This window comes from Streptomyces sp. NPDC091292 (assembly GCF_044757265.1).
Lineage (GTDB): Bacteria > Actinomycetota > Actinomycetes > Streptomycetales > Streptomycetaceae > Streptomyces.
This window is the reverse complement of record NZ_JBIVUQ010000024.1, coordinates 50,013-63,138: the sequence shown is the minus strand read 5'-3', so window position 1 is coordinate 63,138 and position 13,126 is coordinate 50,013. Positions and strand designations below refer to the sequence as shown.

Annotated in this window: 11 protein-coding genes; 1 reads left to right on the top strand and 10 read right to left on the bottom strand. The window is 70.2% G+C overall.

The genetic code is table 11. The annotated features are described in order from the left end of the window. Positions 1 to 40: 40 nt before the first annotated feature. From ACIQNU_RS37840 to ACIQNU_RS37810, 7 genes are all read right to left on the bottom strand, one after another. Positions 41 to 1,246 carry an acyl-CoA dehydrogenase family protein gene (locus ACIQNU_RS37840; protein ID WP_401375416.1) on the bottom strand — a complete coding sequence of 402 codons (1,206 nt, stop codon included), beginning with the start codon at positions 1,244 to 1,246 and terminating at the stop codon, positions 41 to 43. Positions 1,247 to 1,250: 4 nt separating this feature from the next. Further along, positions 1,251 to 1,808, bottom strand: coding sequence for a MaoC family dehydratase (locus ACIQNU_RS37835; RefSeq protein ID WP_401375415.1), 558 nt, complete (start codon positions 1,806 to 1,808; stop codon positions 1,251 to 1,253). Between the two features lie 6 nt (positions 1,809 to 1,814). Further along, positions 1,815 to 2,780 carry an HpcH/HpaI aldolase/citrate lyase family protein gene (locus tag ACIQNU_RS37830; RefSeq protein WP_401375414.1) on the bottom strand — a complete coding sequence of 322 codons (966 nt, stop codon included), beginning with the start codon at positions 2,778 to 2,780 and terminating at the stop codon, positions 1,815 to 1,817. Then, complete coding sequence (locus ACIQNU_RS37825; RefSeq protein ID WP_401375411.1) at positions 2,777 to 4,816, bottom strand: protein meaA; 2,040 nt, start codon at positions 4,814 to 4,816, stop codon at positions 2,777 to 2,779. Before ACIQNU_RS37825 ends, ACIQNU_RS37830 begins: the two co-directional genes overlap by 4 nt. A 16-nt stretch (positions 4,817 to 4,832) precedes the next feature. After that, positions 4,833 to 6,170 carry a crotonyl-CoA carboxylase/reductase gene (ccrA, locus tag ACIQNU_RS37820; RefSeq protein WP_401375409.1) on the bottom strand — a complete coding sequence of 446 codons (1,338 nt, stop codon included), beginning with the start codon at positions 6,168 to 6,170 and terminating at the stop codon, positions 4,833 to 4,835. A gap of 472 nt (positions 6,171 to 6,642) precedes the next feature. Further along, positions 6,643 to 7,479 carry a TetR family transcriptional regulator gene (locus ACIQNU_RS37815; RefSeq protein ID WP_401375406.1) on the bottom strand — a complete coding sequence of 279 codons (837 nt, stop codon included), beginning with the start codon at positions 7,477 to 7,479 and terminating at the stop codon, positions 6,643 to 6,645. Between the two features lie 142 nt (positions 7,480 to 7,621). Then, complete coding sequence (locus ACIQNU_RS37810; RefSeq protein WP_401375405.1) at positions 7,622 to 9,427, bottom strand: 3-hydroxyacyl-CoA dehydrogenase family protein; 1,806 nt, start codon at positions 9,425 to 9,427, stop codon at positions 7,622 to 7,624. Between the two features lie 356 nt (positions 9,428 to 9,783). Between ACIQNU_RS37810 and ACIQNU_RS37805 the strand changes: the two genes are divergently transcribed. Next, the gene (locus ACIQNU_RS37805; RefSeq protein WP_401375402.1) at positions 9,784 to 10,365 is read left to right on the top strand and encodes an adenylosuccinate lyase; all 582 of its coding nucleotides are present in this window, start codon (positions 9,784 to 9,786) and stop codon (positions 10,363 to 10,365) included. 4 nt (positions 10,366 to 10,369) lie between these two features. On the opposite strand, the gene ACIQNU_RS37800 is transcribed toward ACIQNU_RS37805, so the two are convergent. Genes ACIQNU_RS37800 through ACIQNU_RS37790 form a run of 3 tightly spaced genes read right to left on the bottom strand, consistent with a single transcriptional unit; the run spans position 10,370 to position 13,024 of the window. Further along, positions 10,370 to 10,897 carry a GNAT family N-acetyltransferase gene (locus ACIQNU_RS37800; protein WP_401375399.1) on the bottom strand — a complete coding sequence of 176 codons (528 nt, stop codon included), beginning with the start codon at positions 10,895 to 10,897 and terminating at the stop codon, positions 10,370 to 10,372. Beyond that, entirely contained in the window at positions 10,894 to 11,319 is a 426-nt protein-coding gene (locus tag ACIQNU_RS37795; protein ID WP_401375398.1) for a RidA family protein, read from the bottom strand. Before ACIQNU_RS37795 ends, ACIQNU_RS37800 begins: the two co-directional genes overlap by 4 nt. A 52-nt stretch (positions 11,320 to 11,371) precedes the next feature. Next, positions 11,372 to 13,024: an alpha/beta hydrolase gene (locus tag ACIQNU_RS37790; RefSeq protein ID WP_401375395.1), complete on the bottom strand. Its 1,653-nt coding sequence runs from the start codon at positions 13,022 to 13,024 to the stop codon at positions 11,372 to 11,374. Between the last annotated feature and the right edge of the window lie 102 nt (positions 13,025 to 13,126).

The following is a 13,126-nucleotide window of genomic DNA, read 5'->3' as shown; positions in this document are numbered from 1 at the left end:
TGTGATCTTCTTCTCGAAGAAAACACCCGGACCAGGGGATCTATCCCTGGAGCCGATACTCCTCAAGCAGCCTGCGCCCGATGATCATTTTCTGGATCTCGGCGGTACCTTCTCCGATGAGCAGCATCGGGGCCTCACGGTAGAGGCGCTCGATCTCGTACTCCTTCGAGAAGCCGTAGCCGCCGTGGATCCGGAAGGCGTCCTCCACCACCTCTTTGCAGTACTCGGATGCGAGGTACTTCGCCATCCCTGCTTCAAGGTCGTTTCGTTCCCCGGAGTCCTTTTTGCGTGCTGCGTTCACCATCATCGCATGGGCGGCCTCGACCTTGGTAGCCATTTCGGCCAGCTTGAACTGGATGGCCTGGTGCTGGGCGATCTGCTTGCCGAAGGTGTGACGCTGCTGTGCGTACGACACACCCAGCTCAAAGGCACGCTGTGCGACACCGCAGCCACGTGCGGCCACGTTCACCCGGCCGACCTCGACCCCGTCCATCATCTGGTAGAAGCCACGGCCGGTCGTGCCGCCGAGTACACGATTGGCCGGAATGCGCAGGCCATCCATGATCAGCTCGGTGGTGTCGACCCCCTTGTACCCCATTTTGTCGATTTTCCCGGGGATGGTGAGCCCCGGGCGGACCTCGCCGAAGCCGGGCTCCTTCTCGACCAGGAACGTCGTCATCGACCGGTGCGGAGGTGTGCCGTCCGGGTGGCCTTCGTCACTGCGGACCAGCACGGCCACCAGGTTCGACGTGCCGCCGTTCGTCAGCCACATCTTCTGACCGGTCAGGACGTACTCGTCGCCGTCCCGTACCGCCTTCGAGGTGATCGCCGACACGTCCGAGCCGAGCGCCGGCTCCGACATCGAGAAGGCGCCGCGCACCTCACCGGCCGCCATCCGGGGCAGGAAGTACTCCTTCTGCTCCTGAGTGCCGTGCTGCTTGAGCATGTACGCGACGATGAAGTGCGTGTTGATGATCCCGGAGACCGACATCCAGCCGCGCGCGATCTCCTCCACGCACAGCGCGTAGGTGAGCAGCGACTCACCCAGGCCCCCGTACTCCTCGGGGATCATCAGCCCGAAGAGGCCCAGCTCCTTGAGGCCGTCGACGATCTGCTGCGGGTACTCGTCGCGGTGTTCCAGCTCCGTCGCAACCGGGATGATCTCTTTGTCGACGAAGTCACGGACGGTGGACAGGATCTCCCGCTGGACCTCGGTGAGGCCAGGGGTCTGGGCGAGTCGGCTCATGGCTTCACTTCTCCTGCGGCTTCTCGTCCTGTGGCTTCGGGTCCTGCGGCTTCCGGGGCGTTTCCCGCGGCTCCGGGCGGCCGGGCTGGTCCCCGCCGCGCTCCTTGACGTACGCCTCGGTGGGCACCATCACCTTGCGGCGGAACACACAGACAAGGGTGCCGTCCTGCTTGTAGCCCTTGGTCTCGACGTACACGATCCCTCGGTCGCTCTTCGAGCGGGACGGGGTCTTGTCGAGGACCGTGGTCTCGCCGTAGATCGTGTCGCCGTGGAAGGTCGGCGCGACGTGGCGCAGCGACTCGATCTCCAGGTTCGCGATCGCCTTGCCCGACACGTCCGGTACGGACATGCCCAGGAGCAGTGAGTAGATGTAGTTCCCGACGACGACATTGCGTCCGAAGTCCGTCGTCCGCTCGGCGTAGTTGTTGTCCAGGTGGAGCGGGTGGTGGTTCATCGTGAGCAGACAGAACAGGTGGTCGTCGTACTCGGTGACCGTCTTCCCCGGCCAGTGCTTGTAGACGGCGCCGATCTCGAACTCTTCGTAGGTGCGGCCGAACTGCATGATGTCCTACGCCTCCGGGGCCTCGAACGCCGTCGTCCGCCGCATCCCCGCGGCGCGACCCTTGCCGGAGACGACGAGCGCCATCTTCCGGCTCGCCTCGTCGATCATCTCGTCGCCGAGCATCGCCGAGCCCTTCTTCCCGCCCGCCTCGGACGTGCAGTACGCGTACGCGTCCAGGATGAGTTCGGCGTGGTCGTAGTCCTCCTGGGACGGCGAGAACACCTCGTTGGCGGCCTCGACCTGACCCGGGTGCAGGACCCACTTGCCGTCGTAGCCGAGCGCGGCGGCCCGCCCGGCGACCTCACGGAAACCGTCGACGTTCTTGATCTGGAGGTAGGGACCGTCGATCGCCTGGAGGTCGTGGGTGCGCGCGGCCATCAGGATGCGCATCAGGATGTAGTGGTACGCGTCTGCCGGATAGCCGGGCGGCTGCTCACCGACGACGAGCGACTTCATGTTGATCGACGCCATGAAGTCGGCCGGGCCGAAGATGATCGTCTCAATACGGGGTGACGCGGCGGCGATCTCGTCAACATTGACCAGACCCTTCGCGTTCTCGATCTGCGCCTCAATACCGATCCGGCCGACCTCGAAGCCCATCGTCTTCTCGATCTGCGTCAACAGTAGATCGAGCGCCACGATCTGCTGGGCGTCCTGCACCTTCGGCAACATGATGCAGTCAAGGTTCGGACCGGCTCCCTCCACCACCGTCACGACATCGCGATACGTCCACTCCGTCGTCCAGTCATTGACGCGCACCACCCGTGTCTTGCCCGTCCAGTCGCCCTCATTGAGGAACTTGACGATGGTGTGCCGGGCGTCCGGCTTGGCCAGAGGCGCGCACGCGTCCTCCAGGTCCAGGAACACCTGGTCGGCGGCGAGACCCTGGGCCTTCTCCAGGAACCGCGGGTTGGAACCCGGCACCGCGAGACAGGAGCGGCGCGGACGCAGACGGTTGACAGGCGCGGTCATGCGGGGACCTCCAGTGGGTCGAGCTTGTTCGCTGTCCGGATCTCCTCGACGATACGGCCGATGATCTCCGTGATGCCGAAATCCTTGGGAGTGAAGACGGCGGCGACTCCCGCCCGCCTCAGGTCGTCGGCGTCGCCCGGCGGGATGATGCCGCCGACGATCACCGGCAGATCGCCGGCCCCGGCCTCGCGCAGCCGGTCCAGGACGTCGGGCACCAGTGCGGCGTGCGACCCGGACAGGATCGACAGGCCCACACAGTGCACGTCCTCGGCGAGCGCGGCCGACACGATCTGTTCGGGCGTCAGCCGGATGCCCTGATAGACGACCTCGAACCCGGCGTCCCGCGCGCGGACGGCGATCTGCTCGGCGCCGTTCGAGTGCCCGTCCAGGCCCGGCTTGCCGACCAGCAGGCGCAGTTTGCCCGCGCCCAGGTCGGCCGCGGTCCGCTCGACCTTGGCGCGGACCGCGGCGAGCGGGGTGCCCGCGACGGCGGCGACGGCGACCGGCGCCGACGACACGCCCGTGGGCGCCCGGAACTCGCCGAACACCTCCCGCAGCGCGTCCGCCCACTCGCCGGTCGTGACCCCCGAGCGCGCGCACTCCAGGCTGGCCTCCATCAGGTTCTCCGTACCGGCCGCAGCCGCCTTCAGCCGCTCCAGGGCCTTGCAGGGGCGCGGGTGGTTGAACGGCGGCTGGTACCGCGTGTCGCGCCAGCCGCGCAGCGCCTTCACGACCTGGTCCTCGACCGCCGGATCCACCGACATGATCGCCGTGCCGAGGTCCGCCGTGAGCGGGTTGGGTTCGGTGGTCTCGAAGATGTTGACGCCGACGATCTTCTCGTCGCCGCCCTCGATCCGCGCCCTGCGCTCGGCGTGCGAGGACACCAGTTGCGACTTGAGATAGCCCGACTCGACGGCGGCCATCGCGCCGCCCATCTGCTGGATGCGGTCGATCTCCGCGAGGGACTCGGTGACCAGCTCCTCCACCTTGGCCTCGACGACCCGGGAGCCGTCGAAGATGTCCTCGTACTCCAGGAGGTCGCTCTCGTGCGCGAGGACCTGCTGGATCCGCAGCGACCACTGCTGGTCCCACGGCCGGGGCAGCCCCAGCGCCTCGTTCCACGCGGGCAACTGCACGGCACGCGCGCGTGCGTCCTTCGACAGCGTCACCGCCAGCATCTCCAGGACGATGCGCTGCACATTGTTCTCGGGCTGCGCCTCGGTCAACCCCAGGGAGTTGACCTGGACGCCGTACCGGAAGCGCCGCTGCTTCGGGTCCGTCACGCCGTACCGCTCCCGCGTGACCCGGTCCCAGATGCGGCCGAACGCGCGCATCTTGCACATCTCCTCGATGAAGCGGACACCCGCGTTCACGAAGAAGGAGATCCGCGCGACGACCTCGCCGAACTTCTCCTCGGGCACCTGCCCACCGTCCCGCACCGCGTCCAGGACGGCGATGGCGGTGGACATGGCGTACGCGATCTCCTGGACCGGGGTCGCCCCGGCCTCCTGGAGGTGATAGCTGCAGATGTTGATCGGGTTCCACTTCGGGAGGTGGTTCACCGTGTACGCGATCATGTCCGTCGTCAGACGCAGGGACGGTCCTGGCGGGAACACATGGGTCCCGCGCGACAGGTACTCCTTGACGATGTCGTTCTGCGTCGTCCCCTGGAGCCGGGTGAGGTCGGCGCCCTGTTCCTCGGCGACCACCTGGTAGAGGGCGAGGAGCCACATCGCGGTGGCGTTGATCGTCATGGAGGTGTTCATCTGCTCCAGCGGGATGTCCTGGAACAGCCGGCGCATGTCACCGAGGTGGGACACGGGCACACCGACGCGGCCGACCTCCCCGCGCGCGAGGACGTGGTCGGGGTCGTACCCGGTCTGCGTCGGCAGGTCGAAGGCGACCGAAAGACCGGTCTGGCCCTTGGCGAGGTTGCGGCGGTACAGCTCGTTGGACGCCTCGGCGGTGGAGTGCCCCGCGTAGGTCCGCATGAGCCACGGCCGGTCCTTGTGCCGCTCCGTCTGACGCTCGGTCATGGAGGGGTACCGCCTCTCAGACGTCGCGGAAGCGGTTGATGGCGTCGATGTGCCGTGCGCGCATCTCCTCGTCGCGGACGCCCAGGCCCTCGCGGGGTGCCAGGGCGAGGACGCCGACCTTGCCCTGGTGGAGATTGCCGTGCACGTCGTAGGCGGCCTGTCCGGTGTCCTCCAGGGGGTACACGCGGGACAGCGTCGGGTGGATCTTGCCCTTGGCGATCAGTCGGTTGGCCTCCCACGCCTCGCGGTAGTTGGCGAAGTGCGAGCCGATGATCCGCTTCAGCGACATCCACAGATAGCGGTTGTCGTACTCGTGCGTGTAGCCCGATGTGGACGCGCAGGTCACGATGGTGCCGCCCTTGCGCGTCACGTACACGCTCGCGCCGAACGTCTCGCGGCCCGGGTGCTCGAAGACGATGTCGACGTCCTCACCGCCCGTCAGCTCCCGGATCCGCTTGCCGAACCGCTTCCACTCGCGCGGGTCCTGGTGGTGCTCGTCCGCCCAGAACCGGTAGCCCTCGGCGGCGCGGTCGATGATCGCCTCGGCGCCCATCGCCCGGCAGATGTCCGCCTTCTCGGGGCTGCTCACCACACAGATCGGCGTCGCGCCGCCGGCCAGCGCGAACTGGGTCGCGTACGAGCCGAGGCCGCCGCTCGCGCCCCAGATCAGGACGTTGTCGCCCTGCTTCATACCGGCGCCGTTGCGCGAGACGAGCTGGCGGTAGGCCGTGGAGTTGACGAGCCCGGGGGCCGCCGCCTCCTCCCAGCTCAGGTGGTCCGGCTTCGGCATCAGTTGGTTGGACTTCACGAGCGCGATCTCGGCGAGCCCGCCGAAGTTGGTCTCGAAGCCCCAGATCCGCTGCTCCGGGTCGAGCATGGTGTCGTTGTGCCCGTCGGAACTCTCCAGCTCGACCGAGAGACAGTGCGCGACGACCTCGTCGCCCGGCCGCCAGGCGTTGACCCCGGGCCCGGTGCGCAGCACGACGCCCGCCAGGTCGGAGCCGATGACGTGGTACGGCAGGTCGTGCCGCCGGGTCAGCTCGCTGAGGCGGCCGTAGCGCTCCAGGAAGCCGAAGGTGGACATCGGCTCGAAGATCGAGGTCCAGACGGAGTTGTAGTTGACCGAGGACGCCATGACGGCGACCAGGGCCTCGCCGGGACCGAGTTCGGGCACGGGGACGTCGTCCAGGTGGAGCGACTTGCGGGGGTCCTTCTCGCGCGTTTCGAGCCCGGCGAACATCTCCGTCTCGTCCTTGTGCACGGTGACCGCGCGATACGACTCGGGCAGGGGGAGTGCCGCGAAATCGGCGGCCGTACTGTCCTGCGATTGGATCGCGTCCAGGATTTCCTTCACGGTGTGCCTCCGGCGAAGCGCGTCCCCGGCAAGAGGGGACGCTGAGGGATCCCTGCGGGAGGGAGGGGCTGCTGCTGGTCCGGTGAGGGTGGTGCCGTCGGTTCGGCGGAGGTGGTGCCAGATGGTGCCCACCTGGTGCGGTGGCGGCGCTGGTGGCGCGGGAGGGTGCCTGTGACGCAGGCGTCCGGGCGCGCAGGCCGTGGCTTGCGGGGACAGCCGGCGTACGAAGTTTCCTGCACGCCGGCCGCCCGGACCACTTCAACGTATGGCACCGCGTGCCAGGTGACAAGACACTGCGTGCCAAGAGTTTCTCTCATTTGTCATTTGGATGTCACAAATGAGCGATGATCGATCGAACCGGACCCCGGAAAACGCCGAAAGGCCCCAAGAATGGGGCCGATCGGGCGGGAAAACGCACCGGGAGGGACCAGGGACGGACCAGGGATGGACCCGGCGCGGGGCGAAGCAGGTGTCAGGCGCGGTCGCGCAAGGCGTCCTCGATGGTCCGCATGACCTCGTCCAGCGGTGCGTCCGTCCGGGCGACGGCCACCAGGACGTCACCCCGCGCGTGGGTGGCCGCCGGCGGTGCCGTGCGGCCGGCGCCGATCCCGGTGCCGAAGGCTCGCCGGACGATCGCGAAGGCGTGGTCGAGCTGGGTCTCCACATCGCCCTGGCCGCCCGCGCGCAGCCAGCGCCGCAGGACGTGGTTGTGGGCCGTGACCACGGCGGACGCGGCGACCTCGGCGAGCAGCGGGTCGTCGTTGCCGTGCTGGTGCGCCTGCTCGTCGAAGTGGCCCAGGAGATACCGCGTGAACAGCCGCTCGTACCGGGCCACCGAGGCGATCTCGCGCTCCCGCAGCGTCGGCACCTCGCGCGTGAGGCGGTAGCGCTCCACGGACACGGCGGGCGAGGCCGCGTACATCTTCATGACTTCCTTGATGCCCCGGCACACCGTGTCGAGCGGGTGTTCGTGCGGCGGGGCCGCGTTGAGGACGGCCTCGGCGCGGATCAGGGTGTCGTCGTGGTCGGGGAAGATCGCCTCTTCCTTGGAGCGGAAGTGCCGGAAGAAGGTGCGCCGCGCGACGCCCGCCGCGGCGGCGATCTCGTCGACCGTCGTCGCCTCGTACCCCTTGGTCGCGAACAGTTCCATGGCCGCCGCCGCCAGTTCCCTGCGCATCTTGAGCCGCTGGGCGGCGGCGCGGCTGCCCGCGGCGCTCTCCGGCGCGTCGGACACGGCGGACACGGTGGTCTTGCGGGCGGGGCGTCGGCCTGGATCTTCGGACTGGGACATGCCCCGAACGTACTGCATCGCATCCGCCGGACGCGCACCTCCCGTCCTCCCCCCGCGCAGGGCGGGAGGAGGCTCGGGGGCCGGGTCCAGGAGGCCGCCCCAGTCGGCGCGTTCGGGGCGGCGTTCCGGGCGGCGGGTGGGGCGGGGTTCGGGGCGGGGTTCAGCGCCGGGCATATTCGCGGAAGCCGCGGCCCGTCTTGCGGCCTAGGCAGCCCGCGGCCACCAGGTGCTCCAGCAGCGGCGCCGGGGCGAGCCCCGGGTCACGGAACTCGCGGTGCAGGACCTTCTCGATGGCGAGCGAGACATCGAGGCCGACCACGTCGAGGAGTTCGAACGGGCCCATCGGATAGCCGCCGCCCAGTTTCATCGCGGCGTCGATGTCGTCAAGGGACGCATAGTGCTCCTGGACCATTTTGATCGCGTTGTTGAGGTACGGGAACAGCAGCGCGTTGACGATGAAACCGGCGCGGTCGCCGCAGTCCACCGGGTGCTTGCGGATCGCCTCGCACACCTCGCGGACGGTGGCGTGCACGTCGTCGGCGGTGAGCACCGTCCGCACCACCTCGACCAGCTTCATCGCGGGCGCCGGGTTGAAGAAGTGCATCCCGATGACGTCCTGCGGGCGTGAGGTGGCACGGGCGCAGGCGACGACGGGCAGCGACGACGTGGTGGTCGCGAGGATCGCGCCCGGCTTGCAGACCTTGTCCAGGACCGCGAAGAGCTGCTGCTTGACGTCCAGGTCCTCGGCGACCGCCTCCACCGCGAGATCGACGTCGGCGAAGGCGTCGTACGACCCGGCGGGCGTGATCCGCGCCAGCGCCTCGCCCGCCGCTTCGGTGGTCAGCCTGCCTTTGTCGACAGAGCGCGCAAGGGACTTGGCGATACGGGACTTGGCGGCCTCCGCCTTCTCGGGGCTGCGGGCGGCGAGCACCACGTCGTACCCGGCCTTGGCGAACACCTCGGCGATGCCGGACGCCATCGTTCCGGACCCGGCGACCCCCACCGAGCGCACCGCCCGCCCCTCCGTGGCCGCCGCGCCGCCACCGGGCGTCAGCGCGTCGGGCACGATCGTGGCGCCGCCCGGCGCGTCGTACGTGTAGAAGCCGCGGCCCGCCTTCCGGCCGGTCAGCCCCGCCTCGCTGAGCTGCCCGAGGATCGGCGCGGGCGCGTGCAGCCGGTCGTGCGACGCGGCGTACATGGCCTCCAGGACGGTACGGGCCGTGTCGACGCCGATGAGGTCGAGCAGCGCGAGCGGGCCCATCGGCAGCCCGCAGCCCAGCTTCATCGCCGCGTCGATGTCCTCACGGCTCGCGTACCGCGCCTCGTACATCGCGGCGGCCTGGTTGAGATAGCCGAACAGGAGTCCGTCGGCGACGAATCCGGGACGGTCGCCCACCGCGACGGGCTCCTTGCCGAGTTCGATCGCCAGGTCGGTCACCGCGGCGACGGCCGCCGGCGCGGTCAGCACCGACGACACGACCTCGACGAGTTTCATCGCGGGCGCCGGGTTGAAGAAGTGCAGCCCGAGCACGCGCTCGGGGCGTGCGGAGTCGGCGGCGAGGCGGGTCACGGAGAGCGCGTTGGTGCCGGTCGCGAGGATCGTGTCGGGGCGGACGATGCCGTCGAGCGCGCGGAACACCTGCTGCTTGATCTCGTACGACTCGGGCACCACCTCGATCACGAGGTCGGCGTCGGCGGCGGCCCTGAGGTCGGTGAAGGTGCGGAAACGGGCCAGGACGTCGCCGCGTTCCCCTTCGGTGAGGCGTCCGCGGCGCACCGCGCGCGTGGTGGACGCCTCCAGGACGGCGGTCGCCTGGGCGGTGGCCGTCGCGTCGACGTCGATGCCGATGACCTCCCGTCCGGCGCGGGCCAGGACCTCGGCGACACCGGTGCCCATCGTGCCGAGACCGACGACGGCGACGGTGTGCAATTGCGGCAGGGAAGGGTCGGACTGGGGAGCGGCCATCGCGGGACTCCAAGGATGAGTGACGACTGAGGGGGAGCACGCGGGGCGCCGACGGGCGCCCGGGGTGCGGGAGTTGTTGAGGTTGCCGTGGTTGCGTGACCCGTCGGGCGTAAAGACGCACGCCCATGAGGGGGAATCGACGGGCCCTGTCCCGGGGCCACGCCGTACTGAACCGAACCGACCGGTGCTCGTGGCGGCTGCGTCACCAGGCCACCAGGAGCTGAAACGCGGGGGGTGTGTCCCGCTCGTCTGAGCTTAACCGGCGGGTAACGAGCACGCCACCCCTCCAGATGCGTGAACCGGTGTGGCTGTGTGTGACATACATCGCGGCTGCGACAGGCTCTAGGGTCGGAACCATGGACAAAGAGTTGCGATCACTCACGGAGCGCTTACGGAAGGAGTCCGGGGCGTCGGACGCGTACGAGCGGCTGGTCGCGACCCACGACCAGGAGGAGTTGGCCGCCGTGCTGACCGCGCCGGCCCAGCCCCTGTGGGCGCGGGAACTCGCCGCCTTCCGGCTCGGCGGCACCGGGGACCCGCGCGCCTTCGAGGCGCTGGTACTGCTGATCAACCACCGCGATCCGGAGCGGTGCGCGTCGGCGGCCGTGGCGCTCGCCCGGCTCGGCGACCCGCGTACGGCCCGCGCCGCCGCCGCGCTCGCCACGAACGAACTGCGCGTCGCCTACGCCCTGCACCCGGTACGGCTCCTCGTCGCCCTGCGCGCCCCGGAGTCCGTCCCGGCCCTGATCACCACCCTGGAACGCCGCCTGGCACCGAACGACCCGTACCGCGCGGTCGCCCTCGCCTGTGTGCAGGGCCTCGGCGACCTGGGCGACACCCGCGCCCTGCCGGTCCTGCGCGAGGCCCGCGCCCACCCGGCCCTGTCGGACGCGGCGACCCGCGCCCTGGCGAGGATCCCGGGCGGGCGGCGGGAGTAGGGACTCAACGCCTGCCGAGGGGCAGTACGTACCGCACCTCGGGCACCGCCGTTCCGTCGACGTCGAAGGGCTCCTCGGAGCCGTCGGGTGCGAATCCGGCGGTCTCGTAGAAGCGGCGGGCCCGGTGGTTCTCCTTGAGGACCCACAGGAGGAGGCGCCGGTGCCCGTCGGCGGTGCGGTCGCGCACGGTCCGGGCCAGGAGGGTCCGCCCGACGCCCGTCGAGAGGGCGTCGGGGCGGACGTACAGCGCGTACACCTCGGCGTCGTCCTCGCGCGCGTCCTCGTCACGGCCGGGACCGTGGGCGCACCACCCGACCACCTCGCCGTCCCGCTCGGCGACCAGGTTCGCCACCCGGCCCTGGCCCTGGGCGAGTCGGGCGCGCCGCCGGGCCGCGTCCTCGGTCACGTCGAGCGCGTCCAGGTGGCTTTGGGGCATCAGACCCGCGTAGGCGGTGCGCCAGCCGGCGATGCGGATCGCCGCGACGGACTCGCAGTCGGCGTCCCGCATCCCGCGCACCCGGAGGCCCTTCACGCCGCGGGCTCCCCGGTGGGGACGATCGCGTACGCCTCGATCTCCATGAGGAAGTCGGGGCCCACCAGGGCGGCGACCTGGACCGCCGACGACGCCGGGAGGCGGGCCGGGTCGAGGAAGGCGTCGCGGGCCTCGCGGATGGCCGGCAGGTACGCCATGTCGGTGACGAAGTACGTCAGCTTCACCACGGAGTCGAAGTCGGTGCCCGCCGCCGCGAGACAGCGGCCCAGGTTGCCGAAGACCTGCCGGGCCTGTGCCGCGGGATCGCCCGCGCCGACGAGCGCGCCGTCCGCGTCGAGGGCGAGTTGGCCGGAGACCGCGACGAAGCGGCCCGTGCCCAGGACGACATGGGTGTACGCCGTCGCCGGGAAGACCCCGTCGGGGGCCGGGATGTGGGTGAGGTGGGTGGGTCCGGTGCTCATGGGGTCATCCTCGCCCACGCGGCCCCGGACCCACCCGCCCCCCTCGCGTCCGTCAGCCCCGGGTGCCGAGCAGGCCGTGCAGGGTCGCCCCGCGTGACGCGGACCCGGCCTTCGCCTTGGACTGCTTCGCCTCGGACGGCTTCGCCTTCGCCTTGAGCGGCTTCGGGTCCGGCGACTTCTCGCAGACCGCGTCGATCTCGCCATCGCCGCGCGGCACCTCGCCGGTGGCCAGATACGCCGTCAGATGGCGGTCCAGACAGCTGTTGCCGCTCAGCGTGATGCCGTGGTTCCCGCCGCCCCGCTCGACCACCAGGCGCGACCCGTACAGCTTGTCGTGCACGGTGAGCGCGCCCTCGTAGGGCGTCGCCGCGTCGTCGGTGGCCTGGAACAGCAGCACCGGAGGCAGCTTGCGGTTGGTCACGCTCGGCGGAATCAGCCGCTCCGTCGGCCAGAAGGCACAGGGCGCGTTGTACCAGGCGTTGTTCCAGGTGGAGAACGGCGCCTTCTCGGCGACCCTGCGGTTGTCGTACCGCCACTTGTTCCAGTCGCGCGGCCACCACGCGTCGCGGCACTGCACGGCCATGTAGACGCTGTAGCCGTTGTCGCCGGCACGGTCGACGGCGCCGAACTGCTTGTGGGCGGCGACCAGGGCGTCCGCGCCCTTGCCGCCCGGGTCCTTCACGTACGCGGCGAACGCCTGGGCCAGATAGGGCCAGTAGCCGTTGTAGTACGCGCCGGGCATGAAGGTGTCCTCCAGCTCGCCGCCGCCGACCTTCCCGCCGGCCGGCTTCCGGACCACCGCGTCCCGCATCGCGTACCAGCGGGAGCCGACCTCCGCCGGGTCCGTGCCCAGCTTGTACGTCGCGTCGTGCCGGGCCACCCACGCCAGGAACGCGTCGTGGCGGGCGTTGAAGGCGTAGTCCTGCTGGATGTTGTCGTCGTACCAGACCCCGGTCGGGTCGACGATCGAGTCCAGGACCATCCGCCGCACCCGGTCCGGGTACAGCCTCCCGTACACGGCCCCGAGATAGGTGCCGTACGAGTAGCCGAAGTAGTTGATCGTGCGGGCGCCGAGCGCCGCGCGGATCGCGTCCATGTCGCGGACGGCGCTCAGGGTGTCGATGTACGGGAGCACGTCCGCGTACTTCTTGCCGCAGTCCCGCGCGAACGCCTCCGCACGGTCCAGGTTGGCCTGCTCGACCGCCTGTGAGGTGGGCACGCTCGGCGGGCGGACGGGGTCGAAGTGGCCGGGGCGGCAGTCGATCGCGGGAGTGCTCTTGCCGACGCCGCGCGGGTCGAAGCCGATGACGTCGTACTGGGACGCGACGGACTTCGGCAGCGCGCCCGCCACGAAACCGGCCATCGTCAGCCCGCTGCCGCCGGGGCCGCCCGGGTTGACCAGGAGGGGGCCCTGAGACGTCTTCGCCGTGTGCGGGACGCGGGAGAGGGCGAGTGTGATCTGCCGGCCCTGCGGACGGGCGTGGTCCAGGGGCACCTTGACCGAGGCGCACTGGAGGGTCGGATAGTGCTTGGTGCCGCACTTCTTCCACGCCGGTCGCGCGGTGCGGGGGGCGGGCGGTGCGGACGGTGTCGACAGTGACGGTGTCGAGGGCGCGGCGTCGGCGCTCGCGGTCTGCGGGAGCGCCGTGATCATCCCGGCCACCGCGGCGGCGGCGCCGCACAGTGCGGCTGCGCGTTTCTTCATAGGGCCTCCCAGGGTGGAGGGTTCGGGGCCGTGGGCCCACGACCCCCGCCGCATGGTCCCCGAAAGGTCGCCCGGAAGGACGTGTTTCGCGCGGGTGTCGAC